The 21,289-nt window shown below is 45.9% G+C and carries 21 protein-coding genes; 10 read left to right on the top strand and 11 right to left on the bottom strand.

The genetic code is table 11. The features are described from left to right. Positions 1 to 110: 110 nt before the first annotated feature. The 8 genes from QUA33_RS04915 to thrS all read right to left on the bottom strand — a co-directional run bounded on the left by QUA33_RS04915 (position 111) and on the right by thrS (position 7,295). Positions 111 to 740, bottom strand: coding sequence for a fasciclin domain-containing protein (locus QUA33_RS04915; protein ID WP_333146954.1), 630 nt, complete (start codon positions 738 to 740; stop codon positions 111 to 113). 165 nt (positions 741 to 905) lie between these two features. Next, a complete protein-coding gene (locus QUA33_RS04910) occupies positions 906 to 1,688 on the bottom strand; it encodes an MBL fold metallo-hydrolase (protein ID WP_333146951.1) in 783 nt (260 codons plus the stop codon). Positions 1,689 to 1,953: 265 nt separating this feature from the next. Further along, entirely contained in the window at positions 1,954 to 2,541 is a 588-nt protein-coding gene (locus QUA33_RS04905) for an aminodeoxychorismate/anthranilate synthase component II (RefSeq protein ID WP_333146949.1), read from the bottom strand. Between the two features lie 181 nt (positions 2,542 to 2,722). Continuing rightward, positions 2,723 to 3,232 (bottom strand): diacylglycerol kinase family protein, encoded by a 510-nt coding sequence (locus QUA33_RS04900; RefSeq protein WP_333146947.1) that lies wholly within the window; start codon positions 3,230 to 3,232, stop codon positions 2,723 to 2,725. 161 nt (positions 3,233 to 3,393) lie between these two features. After that, positions 3,394 to 3,930, bottom strand: a complete 537-nt coding sequence (gene ybeY / locus QUA33_RS04895; RefSeq protein ID WP_333146945.1) for an rRNA maturation RNase YbeY — start codon at positions 3,928 to 3,930, stop codon at positions 3,394 to 3,396. Between the two features lie 208 nt (positions 3,931 to 4,138). Then, positions 4,139 to 4,357 carry a DUF3285 domain-containing protein gene (locus QUA33_RS04890; RefSeq protein ID WP_015179243.1) on the bottom strand — a complete coding sequence of 73 codons (219 nt, stop codon included), beginning with the start codon at positions 4,355 to 4,357 and terminating at the stop codon, positions 4,139 to 4,141. A gap of 202 nt (positions 4,358 to 4,559) precedes the next feature. Beyond that, on the bottom strand, positions 4,560 to 5,348 hold the full coding sequence (locus tag QUA33_RS04885) for a DUF4058 family protein (RefSeq protein ID WP_333146943.1): 789 nt from the start codon (positions 5,346 to 5,348) through the stop codon (positions 4,560 to 4,562). 117 nt (positions 5,349 to 5,465) lie between these two features. Further along, positions 5,466 to 7,295, bottom strand: a complete 1,830-nt coding sequence (gene thrS / locus QUA33_RS04880) for a threonine--tRNA ligase (protein WP_333146941.1) — start codon at positions 7,293 to 7,295, stop codon at positions 5,466 to 5,468. Between the two features lie 410 nt (positions 7,296 to 7,705). Here thrS and QUA33_RS04875 point away from each other — a divergent pair, with 410 nt between their 5' ends. The 9 genes from QUA33_RS04875 (at position 7,706) to QUA33_RS04835 (ending at position 17,831) form a co-directional block, all read left to right on the top strand. Beyond that, entirely contained in the window at positions 7,706 to 8,035 is a 330-nt protein-coding gene (locus QUA33_RS04875; protein ID WP_333068139.1) for a DUF2605 domain-containing protein, read from the top strand. A gap of 158 nt (positions 8,036 to 8,193) precedes the next feature. After that, on the top strand, positions 8,194 to 8,505 hold the full coding sequence (locus QUA33_RS04870) for a DUF2973 domain-containing protein (RefSeq protein ID WP_333068140.1): 312 nt from the start codon (positions 8,194 to 8,196) through the stop codon (positions 8,503 to 8,505). A gap of 676 nt (positions 8,506 to 9,181) precedes the next feature. Further along, entirely contained in the window at positions 9,182 to 11,197 is a 2,016-nt protein-coding gene (locus QUA33_RS04865) for a DICT sensory domain-containing protein (RefSeq protein ID WP_333146939.1), read from the top strand. A 1,091-nt stretch (positions 11,198 to 12,288) separates the two neighbouring features. After that, complete coding sequence (locus QUA33_RS04860) at positions 12,289 to 12,789, top strand: peptidoglycan-binding protein (protein WP_333146937.1); 501 nt, start codon at positions 12,289 to 12,291, stop codon at positions 12,787 to 12,789. Positions 12,790 to 13,089: 300 nt separating this feature from the next. Further along, a complete protein-coding gene (locus tag QUA33_RS04855; RefSeq protein WP_333100147.1) occupies positions 13,090 to 13,515 on the top strand; it encodes a photosystem I reaction center subunit II PsaD in 426 nt (141 codons plus the stop codon). A gap of 163 nt (positions 13,516 to 13,678) precedes the next feature. After that, positions 13,679 to 14,539 (top strand): GNAT family N-acetyltransferase, encoded by an 861-nt coding sequence (locus QUA33_RS04850; protein WP_333146935.1) that lies wholly within the window; start codon positions 13,679 to 13,681, stop codon positions 14,537 to 14,539. 131 nt (positions 14,540 to 14,670) lie between these two features. Next, entirely contained in the window at positions 14,671 to 16,218 is a 1,548-nt protein-coding gene (trpE, locus tag QUA33_RS04845; protein ID WP_333146933.1) for an anthranilate synthase component I, read from the top strand. 76 nt (positions 16,219 to 16,294) lie between these two features. Beyond that, on the top strand, positions 16,295 to 17,179 hold the full coding sequence (locus tag QUA33_RS04840; protein ID WP_333147008.1) for a PhzF family phenazine biosynthesis protein: 885 nt from the start codon (positions 16,295 to 16,297) through the stop codon (positions 17,177 to 17,179). A gap of 160 nt (positions 17,180 to 17,339) precedes the next feature. Continuing rightward, positions 17,340 to 17,831, top strand: coding sequence for a hypothetical protein (locus tag QUA33_RS04835; RefSeq protein ID WP_333146931.1), 492 nt, complete (start codon positions 17,340 to 17,342; stop codon positions 17,829 to 17,831). 2 nt (positions 17,832 to 17,833) lie between these two features. Here the strand turns inward: QUA33_RS04835 and QUA33_RS04830 are convergent, their stop codons facing one another. Beyond that, positions 17,834 to 18,685, bottom strand: coding sequence for a hypothetical protein (locus QUA33_RS04830; RefSeq protein WP_333146929.1), 852 nt, complete (start codon positions 18,683 to 18,685; stop codon positions 17,834 to 17,836). 35 nt (positions 18,686 to 18,720) lie between these two features. Here QUA33_RS04830 and QUA33_RS04825 point away from each other — a divergent pair, with 35 nt between their 5' ends. Then, entirely contained in the window at positions 18,721 to 18,927 is a 207-nt protein-coding gene (locus QUA33_RS04825; protein WP_333146928.1) for a hypothetical protein, read from the top strand. A 79-nt stretch (positions 18,928 to 19,006) separates the two neighbouring features. On the opposite strand, the gene QUA33_RS04820 is transcribed toward QUA33_RS04825, so the two are convergent. Then, positions 19,007 to 20,323: a homoserine dehydrogenase gene (locus QUA33_RS04820; RefSeq protein ID WP_333146926.1), complete on the bottom strand. Its 1,317-nt coding sequence runs from the start codon at positions 20,321 to 20,323 to the stop codon at positions 19,007 to 19,009. A 136-nt stretch (positions 20,324 to 20,459) separates the two neighbouring features. Continuing rightward, on the bottom strand, positions 20,460 to 21,194 hold the full coding sequence (locus QUA33_RS04815) for a Uma2 family endonuclease (RefSeq protein ID WP_333146923.1): 735 nt from the start codon (positions 21,192 to 21,194) through the stop codon (positions 20,460 to 20,462). Between the last annotated feature and the right edge of the window lie 95 nt (positions 21,195 to 21,289).

The raw sequence follows: 21,289 nt of genomic DNA, 5'->3' as shown, positions 1-21,289 counted from the left end.
ATATTAATTCTCAATTGCCTGCCATACAAATAAGGACACAACAATGTTGTGTCCTTATTTCGCCTTCATTTAACCGAATCTGACATCAATTGATGCAAAAACCGCTAGTCTTACTTCACATCAGGGGGCATCAGCACCTTGTCAATTACGTGAATAACCCCGTTGCTAGCTTTGATATCAGCTTTCACAACATTAGCGCCGCCGACAGTAACTTTGCCTGTGCTAACTGCCACGTTCAGCGAGCTCCCTTCAACACTTTTAACATCGCCGGATTTCAGGCTAGTAGATAAAACCGAACCCGGAACAACGTGGTAAGTTAAAATCTTAGTAAGTTTGGCTTTGTTTTCCGGTTTGAGCAAATTCTCCACCGTTCCTTTTGGCAAAGCAGCAAATGCCGCGTCAGTCGGAGCAAAAACAGTGAAAGGGCCTTTGCCTTGTAAAGTTGTAACCAAACCTGCCGATCCCAAAGCCTTTGTCAGCGTCTTGAATTGAGTGTCGCCAGATGCAATAGCAACAATATCCTTACCAGCGGCAGTTGGTGCCTGTGAAGTGCCAGTTGGTGCCGGTGAAGCAGCGGTTTTCACCTTTCCTGGAACTTGTTGAGTTTGAGTTGCATTAGCAACATTGGTGTTGGAGGTGATGTGAGCCCAAGCTGGGAAACCAATCAACGCGCTAGCGCCGATTACTCCTGCGAAACCGGTCAGTTGTTTCATCCAGCTAGGTAAATTTTGATTTTTCATTTCGCTTGCATTTCCTTATGAGATAAAACAGTGAACATGAATTGTTATGTTAGCCAAATCTCGACAAAAGGCAAGGTTGCCAGAGGCTAAGATAGCAAGAAAATTCTCTTGCATCCCCGATCGAACAAAACTTCCTTACTATAACGCAAGCTGAGAAATCGGGCATCAACCGCTAAATCTGTAACTCAAAACCTCAATCACCGAACCAGTTTGGGGTAAGTCAGCAGATTTGATCGAAATCGTGTCATTATTCAATCGGCGCACCGGCGTACCATCCATCAGCGCCAAGAATTCATCTAGCGGCACCAAATCGCACGCAGCAGCATCGGCGGCTTGCGTTTTGAAATGTGTCGGAATCACCATCTTCGGTTTGAGAAGTTGCAAAGTTTGCTTCGCTTCCGCCGGAGTGTAAGCTTTCGGCCCGCCGCCCACGGGAATCAGCACTACATCGGGCCGCCCGATCAAGATTTGTTCTTCAATGCCGATCGGGCCAGCAACTCCGCCCAAGTGTAAAATCTTAACGCCCGCTTGCTGCCACAGCCAAGCCACGTTGACCCCAAATCGCCTTCCTCCCTCACGGTCTTTTTCCGTCCGAATCCCTTGAATCCGCAGCCCGTTAGACCTGTAAGCCCCTGGCTCGTACAAAAGGCCGGGATTGCCCGCAAATCCGTCGATCGCCCCTTCATCGAGCAATCGGCTGCTAATCAGAATCAAATCTGTTTGCACTTTAGGAGAGCGATAGCCTGCGGTACAGCCTAGGGGGCGAAAAGGATTCACCAGCACCCTCGCACCGCCTCCGGCGAACAAGAAGCAAGTGTGGCCCAACCACTGAACCGACAAAGAATCAGCAGTTTGAGCTTGATAGCTTTCCCATCCAGATGGTAAACCAGTTGCTAAAGCTGCTAGCAAACCCGTCTGTGCGTAACGTATTAATTGTCGCCGTTTCATCTTGTGGTTGGGGTTGTCGGGTGTTGGTCGTTTGTTGTTATACCACAAAACACAGTCAGTCGATTTTAGATTTTAGATTTTAGATTTTAGGTTTACTTGCAGCATTGAATCTAGAATCTCGAACAGGAATCTAAAATTTGGGGTTCACCACGACAGGAATGGGGGGCTTGTATCCTTTTTGGGGCGGTTCAGGTGCGAAAATGTGTACCCTACTCTCACCGTAAGGTGCTATAAGAGCGAACCCTACAAATTCATAGAAATTCAACTAAAGTCTTTCCAAGAAATTTCGCAATAATTGCTTTCCGGCAGTCGTCAAAATACTTTCCGGGTGAAATTGTACACCTTCAATGTGCGGATATTCCCGGTGTCGCACACCCATAATAGTTCCGTCTTCAACCCAAGCGGTAATTTCCAAAACTTCTGGACAACTCTGCTTTTCAATTACCAAACTGTGATAGCGAGTTGCAATCATCGGCGATTCCACCCCCTGAAAAACTCCGACTCCTGTGTGTTCTACCTGAGAAGTTTTGCCGTGCATCAACAGGGGTGCAGGAACAATTTTTCCGCCGAATACTTGACCGATACTTTGATGGCCGAGGCACACTCCTAAAATTGGCAGAGTCGGCCCCAACTCTTTGATTAATTCCAGAGAAATTCCCGCATCTTCCGGCCGCCCCGGGCCTGGAGAAATCACCACTGCCGCAGGCTGCAATTGGCGAATTTCTGCTAAAGAAATTTGGTCGTTGCGGTAGACTTGCACTTCGCTGGCTACAGGCAACTCAGCACCGAGTTCTCCTAGATACTGTACCAAATTGTATGTAAAACTGTCGTAGTTATCGATGACTATAATCACGGGTTAAGTTAGATTTTAGGTTTTAGAGTTTAGATTTTAGGTTAACTCGCTGCCTGAAAGCAAGGGTTTCAAGATTTTAGATAGATGCCGAAGATAAAAATAGCTGCAATATAGACGAATAAAACTAAAAATCTTAAATTGGTCATCTAAAACCTAAAATTTGCGATCGCCCAATAAGCTACTAACGGGCGATCGCAATTTGAACGACTGCCCACAAAGGAGGCAGCAGAAGTGCAGTACCGACGATGAGCGCAGCCATTGCCGATACCAGAACCGCTCCGGCACCGCAGTCTTTGGCAATTTTGGCTAGTTCGTGGTAGGATTGCCCGACTGTCAAGTCTACCACCGATTCGATCGCCGTATTCAACAGTTCCATGGCTAAAACTATGCCAATGGTGACACCGATCACAGATATTTCTACAGGTTTCAGTTGCAAAAATAGCCCTAGTCCGATCGCCAAAGTGCCAATAACTGTGTGAATCCGAAAATTGCGCTGAGTTTCAAAAGCATAACTCAGACCCCCCCAAGCGTATCTAAAACTCGTAGCTAAGCTAGATGCGATTTTCCAGGACAGCTCTCGGTTGTATTTCAAGGCTTTTTTAGGCTCGTGGACTGTCTGGCTAGAAGAGTCTTGAGGCATGGGCAGAAACTGTGCGACTTGTGATGAAATTGAGGGTCTATCTAGTGTCATAAAGAACCAACTTTAATTTACAGAGATGAATGAAAGCTAAACTTTTCAAATTAACTTCATCAAGTCTAAGTAACTTTTCTAAGTTTTTACTAAAGTTCTGGTTTAATTTCAGAAAGTTATGTTGGGCTTGACATGATTTGTTAAATAACCATCAACTTCAGTTATGCTGTTTGGATCGTAAGACCGATCGCCCGCAGCAATGTTTCTTGTTGATCGAGCATTTGAGTCAGACTTTCTTCATCCGGGTGATCCCAGCCCAAAAGATGCAGAAAACCGTGGGCGGCGAGCCAAGCTAGTTCGGTCTTCAGGGGATGTCCTTGCTGCTGGGCTTGTCGGTTAGCTGTATCGATCGAGATGACGATATCACCCAAGTATAGGGGTTCCGATGACTGCATTTCCTCTAGCTGAGGACAGTCTACCTCTAAAGATGCGAAAGCTAGTACATCGGTTGGTCGATCGAGCTGGCGGTACTGGAGGTTGAGGGCTTGCATCTCCGTATCGGCGGTTAAACGCAGACTGACTTCGTAGCCCGGAGCGACTGGCACATAATCTTCCTGGTTTTCCAGCCAAACGCTAAACCAATTTTCCCAGGTTTCGGCCCAAATCTCCCCGCTGGCTGCACTCTCAGGGAGGTTGGAAGCGTCGGCTGACTGCTGGGCGAGCCCGTAACAGTCTTCGACGTTCACCTCAATTAACATTTTTTTGCTCTCCTGTCAAGGGATATATTCAATTTTTTGTACAAAAATTCCAATTGCGCGATCGAACGGCAGGGATTTTGCTGTTGCTGGCAAGATACAGTAATCTGTTAGAGATTGCAACACACAGGCAAAACAATCAGCTTAATTGCCTATTTATGAAAGATGAAATTAGAGATCGAAATTAGAGGCTGATTGTTGGAATCCTCGATTAAGAATTGAAATAGCGATCGAGAAAAGCCAAACCGACGAGTACGCCTAAAAGTCCGATCGCAGTCAAGGCAAAATGAAACAGAGAAGTCGCCCGCTTGCGAACCATATTCCGCATCGCCAGCTTGACATAACTCGGTGGAGGTGCAGTGTTTGTCGGCGCTGTCTGGGTTTCGGCGGACTCTTCGGAGGCGGGAATTGCTGAGGGAGGTTGACTCATAGTCGTTAGTTTAGAAGGTTAACACAGAGGCTGCCGAGAACAGACTCGCCCCGATGGTAACAAATATGTAACGTTTTGTGTAGGTGTTTTTAGTTTTTTGAGCCTCGCCACCCTATATTTTTGTAGGGGCCGGTTCGCCGACATCAAAAACCACCAAAAATTATCATAAACCCGCCCCATACCAGGGAAGAATCTACTTTCCTTATCCCTTTAACCCTCTTTCCCGCAACAAAGCATCCGCCCAAGCAGCATCTGATTCTGAAAGCGCAGGTACGGGTGGGGCGGTGTAATCTATTCTAAAGTCATAGGCGGCGCGATCGTAAACCCCATTTAATAACGCTTGTAAATCTACAATTGGTTCCGCATCACCCGCGCGCAAAGGCAATGGAAACGGAGGAATCATATCGGGTAAATTGAAAAGGTACAAATCTGCCAAAGGCCTTTGATTTGCCCGACTCACCAAAATTCGATAACTTGCCTCAATATCGTTACCAAAAACTGGCAGAGGTTGGTAACTTCGCAGCAAGTCAATCTCAACCAGATGAGTGCGACTGTTAAACACATTCTCTCGCTTTGTTTCGTACATTTCGCGCCCTTTTCCAGGGCGCTTGTTTGTTGGTGAAAGCACTTCAATTACCGTCACTACTTTTTTAGTTTCTATTTCGACTACCTGCAAATAAGTTTCTTTTAATTCCAAGGGTAAAGGTATTGTTACCTTCAAATATTTGGCGGGTGGAGCGGCGACAGCAACATTAGAATCACTCTCGGTTATTGGAGTCTGTGTGCGCTGTATTGTGACATCGGGAATGCCAATTAGTAAAGCATCTTCGCCACTGATTTGATAAATCCTTTGTTCGATATCTACTAAATATTTAGGCAGCAATTGCGGAGTTAACCAATCTGCGATCGCCACTATTAACCTATTGTGAACCGAACGCCACAATTCAGGATTTTCTAAATAAGGATTCATCCCTGGAAACGGATTAGCCATTAATTTAACTCCTGTTAATTTACCTAATTATATGATTTTAGCCGCTAGATTAGAAAAACGCAGACAATATCAAACTATCATCTGCGTTAATCCGCGTGCATCTGCGGTTAAAATTCCCTAAAAATCGCCGTAACTACTAATAGCGCCCTGCAACCTCCCAATCACTTCATCAACCGAAATCGCCCCCAACTCCCCAGAAGCCCGAGTCCGAATATTCAAACTATTCGCCTCAACCTCCTTCGCACCCACAACACCCATCACCGGAATTTTATCCTTCTCAGCATTGCGAATCAACTTGCCCAAACGCTCGCTATCCTCATCAGCTTCAGCGCGAATATTGAGCGCCTTCATCTTCGCTGCCACTTCCTTCGCAAACGGCAAAAACTCCGCGCTGACAGGCAATAACCTTACCTGAATCGGCGCCAACCACAGCGGAAAATCCCCCGCATACTGCTCGATCAAAATCCCGATCAAGCGTTCCAAGGAACCGAAAGGAGCGCGGTGAATCATCACCGGACGCTTGCGAGTGCCGTCTTCAGCAACGTATTCCAAATCAAAACGTTCTGGCAAATTATAATCTACCTGAACTGTTCCTAATTGCCATTCTCTATCCAAAACATCTTGGAAAATGAAATCGAGTTTTGGCCCGTAAAAAGCGGCCTCCCCAATTCCCTCAAAATAATTCATTCCCAAAGTTTCCACCGCGCGGCGGATTGCACCTTGAGCCTTTTCCCAAGCTTCATCGGAACCGATGTATTTCTCTAAATTGTTCGGATCGCGGAAACTCAAACGCGCCTTAAAGTTTTTCAGTTGCAGACTCTTGAATACTGACAGAATCAAATCCACCACATTTAAAAATTCTGCATCCAATTGTTCCGGCGTGACAAATAAGTGGGAATCATCCACCGTAAAGCCGCGCACCCGCGTTAAACCGCCCAATTCTCCCGATTGTTCGTAGCGGTAAACCGTTCCGAATTCCGCTAAGCGCAGCGGCAGTTCGCGATAGGAACGCAATTCGCTTTTGTAAATTTGAATGTGAAAAGGGCAGTTCATAGGTTTCATCACAAAACCCTGTTCGTTTGCTGCCGCTTCCTCATCTTCTGCCATCAGCGGAAACATATCTTCTTTGTATTTCTGCCAGTGGCCGGAAATTTTGAACAAATCGACTCTGGCAATGTGGGGAGTCACAACTTGCAAATAGCCGCGCTTGATTTGTTCTTGTTTCAAGTAATCTTCTAAAATACTTCTCAAAACAGTGCCTTTCGGCGTCCACAAAGGCAAACCCGGCCCCACCGGATCGGCAAAGATAAACAAGCCTAATTCTTTGCCTAATTTGCGGTGATCGCGCCTTAATGCTTCTTCTTTGCGGTGTTTGTATGCAGCTAATTGTTCGGGAGTTTCCCAAGCTGTGCCGTAAATGCGCTGTAACTGAGCTTTGGTTTCGTCGCCGCGCCAGTACGCGCCTGCTAGGCTTTCTAGCTCGATCGCCTTTGGATTCAACTCACTGGTATTATCTAAGTGAGGGCCAGCGCACAAATCCCACCATTCCTCGCCCAAATGGTAAAGAGTAATTGGTTCGATCAAACCTTCTAAAATTTCTAATTTGTAAGGTTCGTTAATCTCCTTAATTCTGCGTTCCGCTTCCTCGCGGCTGACTTCTTCCCGAATTACAGGCAATTTACGGTTGATGATTTTGATCATCTCTTTTTTAATGGCTTTTAAATCCTGTTCCGTAAAAGGTTCGGGAGTGTCAAAGTCATAATAGAAACCGTTTTCAATCCAAGGGCCGATCGTTACTTGCGCCTTGGGAAATAACTTCTGCACCGCCATCGCCATAACGTGGGAGGTGGTGTGGCGAATTTTTTTTAGTGCCTCCGACTCACTCGTGCGGGGCAACTCAATCTTAACGGACTCTTCTGGAGGGGACATGGATTGTGAGCTAGACATCGGCTGAATTAGCAATTAATTTAGTTGCAGTTGCTTCTATCTTACTCAGATTGGGACAGCAAGCGCCGACTTCCGGCTGGGGGACACTCCGGGAAATTACAGCAACGGCCCGTCAGGGTGGCGACGTTTAGTGCGTCCCGCACTCCGACTCTCAGAAACCGGGTTTTTTACTATTTGGGTGCGCTTTAACCCGTCTTGCCTGAAAAAACCCGTTTTCTAACCACCCGTGAGTTCGCAAACTAATTCGGCAGGATTTGGGGATTTCGACTCAAAAATCGCTGCTGACACAATTAAATTTATTCACACCCACCTGCTAATTGTTGTTAAATCATTGAATTTTTGTTAAAAATATGTTACAGATTGTAAAGACCGTCTAAGATTATAATAAATAAATAACCCAATTTTGATCCATGCTTAATTCCAACTTGCCCGAATCAGAATTGCTCAAAGCGTTACTGGAACCGCTGTTAGAGGATTTCAATTACTGGTTCGAGCGATCGGCAAACCTCTTAGAAACTGAGGAAATTCCTTTTCTGAGCGGGGAAGATCAATCTGACTTGGTGGCGCGAGTCAAACAGGCTCAGCAAGAAGTAGGCGCAGCTCAAGCTCTATTTCAAGCAACCGGAGGTCAAGTTGGGATTGAAACCGCAGCACTAATGCCGTGGCACAGACTGCTCGCCGAATGCTGGCAAGTATCGGCGCGTTTTCGCTCATTGCAGTCAGCTCCCCCTGGAAAATAAAAAGGCCTGTTCAAGTTCAACCCGCAGTCAAATCCCAAACCTTGGGAAATGTGGCCACCCACTTGACAACCTCAAACCGATTTCCAGTTAATAAGTTATTACTTGCTGAAACACATTTGTAAATTGCTGTGTGGCTGTTTAGCCCGGAGGAGAAAATAATGTTGCACCTGCTTTATATTTTAGCTTTTACCGTTCTAGCCTTTCTGGCAGTCGGTAACTTAATCCGCAGTCTAGTCACCGTAGGTATGGAGTCCCAGCGCCCTCAACAATTTAGGGCAAATAATCACTACGCATCCTATCCTCGCTCTCAATCTGTACCGCATCCAGAACTTTTAGACGAACACGGAAACGTTGTCAATGAGCCGCTGTTAGTGATGCGTTCGCTGACTGTGCAAGACGCCCGCGAACAATTAGATGCTCTCTACAAATCATCTCCGGGCGGCAACGACGAAGGGGGCGAACTAGCCTGATACAACCACAGCCACAGCATTTATACTCAGGCGCTATGCCTCAAAAAATATAGGACTTACACCCTAGGTGTCCGAAACTCTTTTTCTTCATAGATTTTTGCTGAAAATCGTTTCCGCTGGCATCGGAATAATCATTTTCCGAGTTCAGTGCGAGCTTACGATATCGCGAGGATGCTCGCACTCTCGGTATCATTCCGCATCTAACGAGATTGGATATAAGTCCTCAAAATAATTGGCCGTTAGTTTTTAACTAATGGCCAATTATTTGTGATTTTTGAAAGTTTAATTGCCGATTAGCCAGATCGATCGCCCAAAACCGGTTCGCCCAAAACCGATACAGATGGCACTGATATCAAATAGCTCAAGAATAGTATAATGCAAGAGATCCGCAAGCGGTGCCTAACAAGTCTGAATGGTGAGAGTGCTAACGCCCGAATCGAAGCCTGAATAGATGAGTTGGCGTCAAAACCTAGAGGTAAAAACAGGTGACTTTGGGATGAACTCAACGTCTTGGAGGCATACCTCTGCTTAGATTCGTCAAAATGATATGGCTAGCATGATATGACTTAAACAGTCGTGTTATGAAGCATAAATGTATCAGATACTGAAAAGGGATCGCTCTAAACCTCCTATCGATCCTGTTTTGTCATCGGCAAAAATGCACGTTTAAGGCTAGATGATCGTCCCTATTTCGCTACTGGCAGAACTTCTGCAAGCTTTGCCCCAACTGCGGGCACAAATTTATTTCAAATCTTCCATGACAGCTTTGTCTCACGCGATGGAAGACTTAGTTTTGGCGGGTTCCGACGACGAACCGCTAGTCATTGCCAGCTTTCAGCGAGAGCGCTTCTACCGCCAGGAAGCTCACCGCTACCGGCGAATTGCCTCACGCTCGTCTCAGGTATACGTGCTGGCAGCACCGGAAACTGACTTTAAAAATGCTTCGGAGTGTCACGAAACTGTGGCGTTTGCACCGGAGGACGGATTGAGTAAAGAGTGGCACTTAGTGGTGCTGGGGCAAAACTACTCAACTTGCCTGATTTGTCAAGAAAAAATTGTGCCGATCGACAATCAGGACGATCGCGGGCCGCAGTTGATGGATCAAGCTCGCAGATTTGAAGGAATTTGGACGTTCGATCGCGAGGTAAGCTCCAAAGCTGCCGCTTTGTTGCTCGATAGAATTGTCAATTATCGCCCGGAATTGGCCGAAAAGATCGATCGAGCGCGAACTGCTTACAAGCTCAAAACACCGAAAAAAACGCGGAAATCCGCCACTTCCAAAGCCGCCAAACCCGACATAAGTACGAGAAAAAACTCAAAAATTCCCAATCCCAAATTGAGCGATGCTTTTACCGAACGCTTAGTCACCTACTTGCAAGCAGGCCAGCACAAATTGCTCAAAGCATACAGCGCCATCGCCGCTCAGGAACGCAAAGAACGCCTGGTAAACTTAATTACCACGGCAATGCGGCAGTCTCTCAACCCGCAAGAAATCGTCGAAGTCGCAGTGCAAGAACTGGGCACTGCCCTGTCGGCAAGTCGGTGTTTGATTTATCGGTGCAAGGCCACAGATGTGACGGTCAAAATCGATCGCGAGTTTTTGCGTCCGGGCGCTAGTTCTCTACTAAATCAGACTTGGCTGTTGCAGGAAAATCAAATATGGAGCGACGCGGTGGCGCGGCAAGAGCGAGTTTACATCCAAGACACATCACAACACCCGCTGATTGTCAATACACAATTCCTGGAAAAAACTGTAAAAAATTGGCAAATTGTCTCTTGGTTAATGGTGCCAGTGCTTTATCAGGGGCGGGTTTTGGGAATGGTGGAAATGCACCAGTGCCGATCGGTTTTGCCTTGGGAAGAAGACGAAATTGCATTAGTAGAGGCGATCGCCACCCAACTCGGAGCCGCCTTAATTCAAGCAGAAACCTACGCTCATTTAGAAGAACTCAACCAACAATTAGAAGCATTAGACCGCACTCGCAGCAATCTAATTGCCATCACCGGACACGAACTCCGCACTCCGCTTTCTACGATTCAAGTTTGTTTGGAAAGTTTGAACTCCGAACCAGATATGCCCGCAGAATTGCGGCAAATCATGTTAGAAACTGCCCTCGGTGATGCCGATAGAATGCGGAAACTCGTGCAGGATTTCTTAACTCTTTCTCACTTAGAAAGCGGGCGAGTTCAATGGAATGTAGAATCGCTGACGCTGCAAGAATGCGTTGATTTGGCCCTCAGCAGCGTGCGATCGCGCACGGTCGATCAAGAGTTACCAGAAATTATCGCCGAGGTGTCCGCAGATTTGCCTTTAGTACAAGCTGACGGAGAGTGGTTGGTGGAGGTTCTCTCCAAACTGTTAGACAACGCTTGCAAATTCACCACACCTCAAGGAAGCGTGACAGTGCGAGCCAAATGCAACGGTTCTCGGATGGTGGAAGTGCTCGTAGCTGATACTGGGAGGGGAATAGAGGCTAATAGTTTAAAAGTAGTGTTCGATCGATTTTATCAAGAAGAAGGAGCTTTGCGCCGCAGCGCCGGCGGTACCGGTTTGGGATTGGCAATTTGCAAGCAGATTGTTGCTGGCTGGGGCGGTAAAATTTGGGTAGATTCCGCAGGGAAAGACCGAGGAAGTGAATTTCACTTTACTATTCCCACTGTTGAGAATCAATTGACAAGTGTTAACTCATGACTAATCACTAATGATTAATTACTAATGACTGCAAACTACCCCTCAGTCTATCCTACATTGGAATACCGATCGCAAACTCTATTCGACCTTCTAGCGATGACAAACATTTCCAAGTTACCCAATGTTTTTGAGTTACTATCTGATAGCCAATAGACAGTCCCAATCTCGTACCTTGGCCTTCTGCTTTAGTTATAAAAAATGCCGTCAACAATTTTGCTGTGGCTGATATCAAATCTGTTAGCAGCGGAATTATTTCTATCTCTCTTCTCGACTTTTGCGTGAATCTGCGTCAATCCGTTGTCATCTGCAGTTAATACATTCTCTTTTTCTGAACCGCAGATGAGGGCAGATCAACACAGATTAAGGCAGATGAATTCTATCTATTTCGGTTGCCCCATCCGTGATTGTTGCCCGTTGACTGGATTATACAGTTCCGATGCTACCGGAATTGATATGATTCCGGCATTTCCAGTCCGCTGTCAGCAATGCGAATCAAAATCCTGTGTATTATTTCCGGTTTTTTCAGGTAATGAAAATACTTGCTTAAAGTCCTGGCACAAAGTTAAAAAAACGGGTTTGTGAGTGTCAGATCGCGCAAGTATCGATCGAGTTAATCGATCGACCGAGACACGATAGCACAGAAAAGTTTTCACAAAACCAGCCTCGGCTGCTACACCCTTTCTCACCCTCAATCCTCACCCTGTGAGATCAGCCTTAAAGGTGATGTGACCGCGCGGTGTTCAGCTTTAGAATCAAAAGTATCAAAGCAGATTCAGGATGCGCTTGCCGTATTAAAGCCGGTTTGGCGACAGAATACCTAGGGAGGCTGCCGAAATTAATATCAGTTTAAAAAAAGAATCCAACTGTAGATAAGCTACAAACCCCGATAGTAATCAGTCATGCCGAATCTCAAATCTAAAATGGTGTAAGTCTCCTGTCCACAAGTCGTGAGATGGTAAAAGTCGCTCGAATCTGTTGAGGCACTGCCGACACCAGTGTTGATTCGTGAAAATTTGAGAATGCAAATGTTTCGCCCGGAAAAAGTTTTTTTCCAGAAGAATACTCAAACCTAGAGGTTAGGAAAATCGATTATGTCACCTACAACCCAGATGAAATCTACTCAACCTATGGCCAAAAAGCCACAACTACAATTAGGTTCTGAAGGTAAAGCGGTATTGGAACTAGAACAACTGCTAACCAAGTTGCAAGTTTATCGGCATCCTGCTAAAGGAATTTTTAACAAAGCAGTTGAATTTTCTGTGAAACTGTTTCAGTTTCGGGTTTTCTTGTCGCCGGATGGTATTGTCGGGCCGTTGACTTGGCAGGCGCTTTATACTGGTGCTCCAGTTAATATGCCGGTACTCCGATTGGGCAGTTCTGGGGAAGCAGTCGCTACTGTTCAGGAAGTTCTCAAAATTTCCAAGCATTATGGCGGTAAAATTGACGGCGACTTTGCTACTTTGACGGACAAAGCTGTTCGGGCATTTCAAAAAAGCTTTGGGATTGAGGCCGACGGGATTGTCAATCAAGAAACTTGGACTGCTTTGAGCCAAATTCCGCGTGGCTATGACCCTAATTGGTTCTTGACTTAGAGTTGGCGCGGTAAATTGTTCGATCGTGTGTGGGGGGAAATAGGGGGAATGTGCGATTATTCGGGTGCCTCACAAGCACCAGAATAATTGCTGTTTTTTTTTTGATTATTTTTTCGGGATTCGTGCTGCCTAATTCTGTTTTCTAGCTTTGGTGAAAATTACCAATTATCAATTATTAATTACTAATTATCAATTATCAGAAAAGATCGATCGCCAAAAAACTGTTAATTTTCCTTACAATTTCGAGAACAGCGTGCAGTCTCGATGATACGATGCCGTAAAAATCCTTTGGATATATCTATGGCCGAACAACTTACTGGACAACCCCCAATCTTCGGCGGCAGCACAGGCGGCTTGCTGACCAAGGCGCTAGTTGAAGAGAAGTACGCTATCACTTGGACTAGCCCCAAGGAGCAGGTGTTTGAAATGCCTACGGGTGGCGCTGCGATTATGCGTCAAGGCGAAAACTTGCTGCATCTGCCCCGGAAGGAGCAGTGCATCGCTTTGGGCGGCCAGCAACTGCGGGCTAAATTCAAAATCACGAACTACAAAATTTACCGCGTGTTTCCAGACGGTACTACTGAGTACCTGCATCCCAAGGATGGCGTGTTCCCTGAGAAGGTGAACGAAGGTCGTCCCTACAACGGTAAGATTGACCGCAATATTGGCAGCAATCCAAATCCGGCTAAGCTGAAGTTCAGCGGTAAGAAGACTTTCGATCCTTAGACCATGACTGCATGGCTGAGCAAAACATAGGTAATATTCCCTGTAAGGCTCAGCTTGTAAACTTGTTTTTGCAGTAGTATTCTGACGCAGCAGGCTAAGCCCGCAGCGCCAAAATACTACTGCAAACTTCTAATCTTATTAAAAGTTAATCGTTAAATTAAAAATGAATGTCGTAATCAGGCGAGCGCAGCCTTCTGATATCGATGTTTGCGCTGGCATTACTTATGAAGCTTTTAAAGATATTTCCGATCGCCATCAATTCCCTACAGATTTTCCGACGCTGGAGTTTTCAACTGAAATTATTGGTCTTCTGCTCGAAAGTCCGTTGTTTTTTGACATAGTAGCCGAGAGCGAGGGTGCGGTTGTCGGCTGCGGGTTTATGGACGAACGCAGCCCGATTCGCGGTATTGGGCCCGTCAGTGTCGATCGCACTTTTCAAGGCCGCGGCACGGGACGCGAAATCATGAAAGCTTTGCTGGAACGCGGACAGGACGCTGTGGGTATCCGTTTGGTTCAGGAATCTTTTAATATGGCGTCGCTGTCGCTGTACGCTTCTTTGGGTTTTGAGGTGAAGGAACCTTTCGTGTTAATGGAAGGGAAGTTTCGCAGCCAGCCTCCGTATGGGTTTGAAGTGCGGCCAATGGCTAGTGAGGATGTTGGTAAATGCACGGCTTTGTGCAAGAAATTATACAGGTGCGATCGAACTAGCGATATTGAGTACGCCCTGAATTTCTTTTCTCCTTGGGTTGCATGCAAACAAGGTCGGATTGTGGCTTATACTTGTGCGGTGTCGGCTTTGAGCCACAGCGTCGCAGAAACTGAGGCGGATATGCAGGCTTTACTGTTGGGGGCGGCGGCATCGAACTCCGAAGCACAGGTTTCTTTCCACTTGCCGGTGCGTTACGCAAGTTTGTTTCGCTGGTGTTTGCAAGAGGGGCTGCGCGCGCTCAAACCGATGGCGGTGATGGCAGTTGGCGAGTACCAGCAGCCTCATGGCTGTTGCTTTCCGTCTTTTGTTTATTGAACCCAAGACGGTTAGGACGCTTTTAATCGCTGAAATCCTAGGATTGCATTTTCCTTCTTCCTTCTATCCTTTACATCCGTTACATCCGTTACAGAATCCGTTGCCGAACTTCCTTCTTCCTTCTGATATATATGATATTTCCCGATTTCTCACAATTTTCGGAACTGGCCAAACAAGGCAATTTTGTACCCGTGTACCAAGAATGGGTTGCTGATTTGGATACGCCGGTGTCTGCGTGGTATCGGGTTTGTGCGGGCCAACCTTACAGTTTTCTGCTGGAGTCGGTGGAAGGTGGGGAGAAGGTTGGGCGTTATAGTTTGTTAGGGTGCGATCCGCTGTGGATTTTGGAGGCAAAGGGATCTCGTACAACTCAAATTTACCGCGACGGTTCCGAAAAAGTATTTACGGGCGATCCGTTTGCGGCTTTGACTGAGTGTTTGGAACCCTACAAACCGGTGAAATTGCCGCAGTTACCGCCGGGAATAGGCGGATTATTCGGGTTTTGGGGTTACGAGTTAATTAAGTGGATAGAACCGCGAGTTCCCGTGCATCCAGCAAGCGAGAATGATTTGCTGGATGGATTGTGGATGCAGGTGGATAATTTACTGATTTTCGACCAGGTGAAGCGGAAAATTTGGGCCGTCGCCTATGCGGATTTGCGGGAGGTTGGCGTTGATTTGGCCGATGCTTATCAGCAAGCGTGCGATCGCGTTGGCAAGTTAGTTGAGAAGCTGCAATCGCCACTTTCCCGGCAATCTACTCTCATAGAATGGACACCTCCCAATGACGGGCAAGATGCCCGTTCGACAACCGGAAATACCGAATTGGCTTACACTAGCAATACTACCCGTGAAAAGTATTGTGCCAATGTTTTAAAGGCGAAGGATTATATCAAAGCCGGAGATATTTTTCAAGTTGTTATTTCGCAGCGACTAGAGGCTGAATACAATGGCGATTCTTTTGCTCTTTACCGATCTTTGCGTCTGATTAATCCTTCTCCGTACATGGCTTATTTTCATTTCGGAGATTGGCAGATTATCGGTTCGAGTCCCGAGATTATGGTGAAAGCGGAAAACACTGCTGATGGCAAAAAGATAGCAACTTTGCGACCAATCGCCGGCACTCGCCGCCGGGGTAAAACTCCTCAAGAAGATGATGCTTTGGCTGCTGAATTGCTGCAAGATCCGAAAGAAATTGCGGAACACGTCATGTTAGTTGATTTGGGCAGGAACGATTTAGGCAGAGTTTGCCGAAACGGTACTGTAAAAGTTGACGAATTAATGGAAATTGAGCGTTATTCTCACGTGATGCACATTGTGAGCAATGTGGTGGGAGAATTGGCTGAGGATAAGACTGCTTGGGATTTGTTGAAAGCTGGTTTTCCTGCGGGTACGGTTAGCGGTGCTCCGAAGATTCGGGCGATGGAGATTGTGCACGAGTTGGAAGGTTGTCGCCGGGGGCCGTATTCTGGGGTTTACGGGTATTATGATTTTGAGGGGCAGTTGAATAGTGCGATCGCCATTCGGACTATGGTTGTTCGTTCTTTAGGTGGTGACAAACATTCGGTTTCTGTGCAAGCAGGCGCTGGTTTGGTGGCCGATTCTAACCCGGATATGGAGTACGAAGAAACGCTGAATAAAGCCAGGGGAATGTTGGAAGCAATTCGCTGTTTGAAATAGCAAGTTAAAAACTTCTTTTATAAGGAGGAGGCGGTTGAAACCGCTGCTACACAACCTACTGTTGAACGAGGGAAATGTGAATTTTTATATAGTTGACGTGTTTGCCGAGTCAAAATATGCTGGCAACCAGCTAGCTGTATTTTGCGGTGCGGGAGTTGCTGAACTATCTCAGGTCCAAATGCTGCTGATAGCGAGGGAAATCAATTATTCAGAAACTACGTTTATTCGATCGCCCGATCCGCGAGATGGCGGCTATGACGTGCGGATATTCACGCCCAAGAAGGAATTGCCCTTTGCCGGTCATCCGACTTTGGGCACTGCGTTTGTGTTGCAGCAAGAGATTATTCGCGAAAAGGTCGATCGAGTAATTCTCAATCTAGCCGTCGGTCAAATTCCAGTTACTTTTAATTATCACAATGAATCGGCAGATATTTTGTGGATGCGACAAAACCCGCCTAGTTTTGGTCAAGTTTTATTAGCCGAACGTCTGGCAAATGTCCTGAATTTAGAACCCGATGAAATTGATCCAAATTTCCCAATTCAAGAAGTTTCGACCGGAGTACCGTTTATAATTGTCCCGTTAAAAACTCTCGCCTCGCTCAAAAAAGCTCAAGTCAACTTAGATAAATATTTTGAGCTAGTTGATACAACGGAAGCGAAAGAAATTTTGATATTTTGCCCAGAAACCTACAGCGACCTTAATGATTTAAGCGTGCGAGTTTTTGCCCATTCATTAGGAATTCCAGAAGATCCGGCGACTGGCAGCGCTAACGGCTGTTTGGCTGGATATTTGGTAGAACATGATTATTATGGGTCAGCAAAGATTGATGTGAGAGTTGAGCAGGGTTATGAAATCGATCGACCTTCTTTGCTGTTGTTACAAGCCGCTAAGAATGAAGGGGAAATAACAGTTTTGGTGGGTGGTAAGGTGGTGATGGTTGCTAAGGGAGAATTTGTGTAGAATATTTAATGGCAAATTATTAACCGCCGATGCACGCAGCTAGATTTAGAGGCTTCTTTGGCGATCGATATCTTACAATTTTGCTAATATGAGGTAGCTCATATTAATTGACTCGCGTGATTGTTAGGCTAAAAAAGTCATCAATACCAGAGACTTTCCAATGCTGCAAACATTTTCGCGGACTTTAAATGTATCCCCTGACGCTTCTGAAGCCCTGCTTTCACTGCCATTAACCAGCTTGCTCGATTCACCGGAATTCAATCAAGTCTTGGGAAGTCTGGATACTACTTTACTCAAAGAAACTTTGCCAACTGCTGGAACTGTTTTAGCTCAAAAGCTGCCGCCTTTTTACGACTGGTTGCAAACAGAACTAGGAATTAAAAACGTCCCTGACAGTCCAGATCATACTACGAAATGGGTAGTCGGTTTTTTGAAGAATCAAGAAAGTTTAACTCGTTTAGTCGATCTGCACAAATCCATTCCCAGACAGGCATTAGAACGAGCTATCCCTCGTTTAGTTAGCGCCTTTGATGAAGTTCAACCCACGGCTGTAAAGAAAGAATGGGAAAAAGCGATCGCAGCACTTTGTCTGGTTCTCGCAGTCGCAGCGCGGGAAAATCAGCCATCGGCGGCTGGAAGCAATTCTGTCTGAGTTTAAACAAAGCGCTTTTTTCGGAAAATTTGCAATTGAGTGCGATCGATCTGAACGACTACTGGCCGTCGCTTGTTGAGGACGATCGCATTGTGTCTGTTTAGCAAAAGCAACTGAGCCAATATTGCCACAATCGCGCGTCTTTTGAGAAACTTGCCTTCAAAACGCGCCATTCGGACGATCGCCTCTTCGATTTTATAACAACAGTTGTTGCCTTTCGGGGAAATCACAAAAATCGTTCCCGGTATGTAATCGCCTTCATTGGCCCAGAAAGCATACCTTTCGCCTAAAGTAAAGTAGTGAAAAACATTCTTAGCGGTGCAAGTTTTAGCTAACTTTTCCGAAACGCCTAAAGAATTAAAAATTACAGTGGATCTAATATAATCCGGGTATTTTGCTGCTATTTGCTGAGCAACTTTGCCGCCCAAACTTTCTCCGATGATATCTGGCGGATTCCCGCTGTGAAATTGCTGCTTTATCCAATCAATAGCACCCGCAGTTTGCGCCGATTTTAACTGGCGTTCTAGTTTGGCCATAAATACATCGGGCGTATCTTCCAAAACGCGCTCGAAAGGATACCAAGAACCGTATCCGCGAATCACGAAAACAGGCGGATTATTGCCAGAAATGGGGAGGCGACTTTCAGCATAAAAACCAGTGCGAGAGTCTTCAAACACTTTTTTTATGATATAATTTCCATCAATAACTTGCCCTTCTTCGTGCCGAATGTAAATTGAAGGATTATTGGGTTTAAAAGTATCGTGCAGTTGGGGTTTGGCAAACTTTTCATAGAGGGAATCTAGCAAGTGCCTTCCCGTTTGGCGATCGACAAAATCCAATTCTGTTCCTTTCATTATCTGGTAGGGGCGGGTTTTACCAACTATATTTAATGACTACAAACAATATACATAAACCCGCCCCCGCACAACAGATAGCCCACATCAACTTTTACTTATATCCAATGCGAAAAATGTATATCGGGATTTATCGTTGGGCGAGGGCGGGTTTTAGAAATTGTCAATTCTTGGCAGATATTGTAGGTGAAACCCGCCCCTACCAAATGCGAAAAATGTACGTGACATTTACCGTTGGCTGAGTGAGAGGGCGGGTTTTAGATATTGTCAATTATTAACAAATATTGTAGGTGAAACCCGCCCGCCCTTAGCAAATCACTTTTACAAAACTCGCAACGTGCTAGCAATACTATCGACTGCTTCCAGCGCGCGAATTTCATCGAGTGCTTGTTGAAAATTACCTTCCATAACATCGTGAGTCACGACGACAATTTCTGCTAAATCGCCGCGAATTCCCGTCTGCACAACAGATTCCAAACTAACTTTATGGTTGCCGAAACAAGTGCCGAGTTTGCCAATTACCCCCGGAGTATCGCGCGTCAGAAAACGGGCGTAAAAGCGAGTAACCAGTTCCTGCATCGGAGCAATTTTGCAGTAGTGTTGGTGACTGCAACTGAGTAAAGGATGGGGAATCGGAACAGTTTCGGTTTTCAGGATGGCCGCCACATTCATTATGTCGGATACTACGGCGCTAGCTGTTGGGCCCGCACCGGCGCCGCGCCCGTACAGCATCAATTGCCCGATCGGCTCTCCTTCGACTAAAATTGCATTGTAAACCCCGTTAACACTCGCCAGCGGATGAGTTTTCGGCACAAAAGTAGGATGCACTCGAATTGACAGCAGTTCGCTTTCTCCCTCCACTTGCTTGCCATTGTAGCGGGAGGTTTCTTGAGCAATAGCCAACAATTTAATCGCAAATCCCAGCTTGTCGGCGTAGTTAATATCAGCCGCACTAACTTTTCTAATACCTTCGCAGTGAACATCTGCTAATTTGATGCGTCCGCCAAAAGCTAGCGAGGCTAAAATAGCAATTTTATCGGCAGCATCTAATCCATCTACATCTGCTGTGGGGTCAGCTTCAGCATAACCTAATTGCTGAGCGTCGGCGAGCACTTCGGCAAAGTCTGCACCTTCTGTTTGCATCCGCGTCAGGATGTAATTAGTTGTGCCGTTGACGATGCCGGTGACAGTTTTAATGCGGTTTGCACCTAAAGATTGTTTGAGGCTTTGAATGACCGGAATGCCGCCGCCGACAGCAGCTTCTAGCATTACGTAAACGCCTTTTTTGTTGGCGGCCTCGAAGATTTCATTCCCGTAGCGGGCGATAACTGCTTTGTTGGCAGTGACGACGTGCTTGCCGCTGGCAATAGCTTGTAAAATCAGCGATCGCGCCGGTTCCAATCCGCCAATCAATTCAACTACAATATCAATTTCCGGGTCAGTTGCGATCGCTTCTAGGTCAGTTGTCAGCACATTTTCTGGCAATTGTAAAGACCGAGTTCGAGAAATATCGCGCACTCCCACCCGATAGATTTCCAATTCCTGCAACAGCGGATGGCGGCCATCTGGGGAGAGCAAAATCTCTGCTGTTCCCGCACCAACTGTACCCAAACCTAGCAAACCAATTTTGAAAGCCACGACTTTGACCCGTTGAAACTCACTTCATCTAGAATCATTGTATGATAACCGCGGCTTCACTGAATACCCAGAGACCCGACTTCTTAAAAAAGTCCGGGATCTACATGACTAATTAATCCAGATTTTACATGGCAATTTAAAGTTCTGTATCCATCTCTATCCCCATTTCTCGCAGCCGCTGCGCCAATCTTTCGGCCCGCTGCCTTTCAGCATTAACTTGCTGTTCTAGTTGCTGATTTTGCTGTTCTAGTTGCTGTAGCTGTGCTTGTTCTTCTCGAATTAAATCTTCAACTAGGGGCGGACATAGCACTTGATTAACCGATAAAATAAATTCAGCGAACTGTACAGACTGAACTTGCTGTCCCGGCAAAAATTCCTGATGAGAATAACTGCCTTCATTTTCCGGGCGACTGCATACTCGTATTTTCGGTTGATTTGGGTCTACAATCCAATATTCAGGGATATCAATTAAGTCATATTCTGCCCGTTTGCGAATGTAGTCGTCCCGCCAATTTTGACTGGTAACTTCGATAACTAACAGCGGTTTTTCTTCAAAATCTAGCACTGCGGAACCAGGTTCCGCGCAGACTTTTTCCCACAGACTCTCAGTGCAAATCACCACATCAGGAATGCGAGAAGAGTTTTCCTCAGTTCGGACGGCGGTAGTCACAATTGCAACTAGCGGTAGGTTGTGTGCTGCAAAGAAGCGCCGGAACTGATAAACTAAAAATTCACAAATTTTGATATGTATTGCTGTAGGTGTTGGCATTTCGATCAGATTGCCCCGATATAATTCATAACAAACACCTGATTCTCCCTGATAGTTCAAATATTCTTCAAAGGTGAGCTTTTGGGTAGAAGTTATAACCATGTCAGTCATCTCCCTTTTTCGGTGAGCTTACTGTATATTGTACACTTTTTGTGGGTCGTTCAAGCTTCTTAAAACTAAAAACTGTTTAAAACAAT

Origin of the sequence: Microcoleus sp. Pol14D4 (assembly GCF_036701245.1) — a bacterium.
Classification (GTDB): Bacteria; Cyanobacteriota; Cyanobacteriia; order Cyanobacteriales; family Microcoleaceae; genus Microcoleus.
This window is presented reverse-complemented; position numbering and strand designations above follow the sequence as displayed.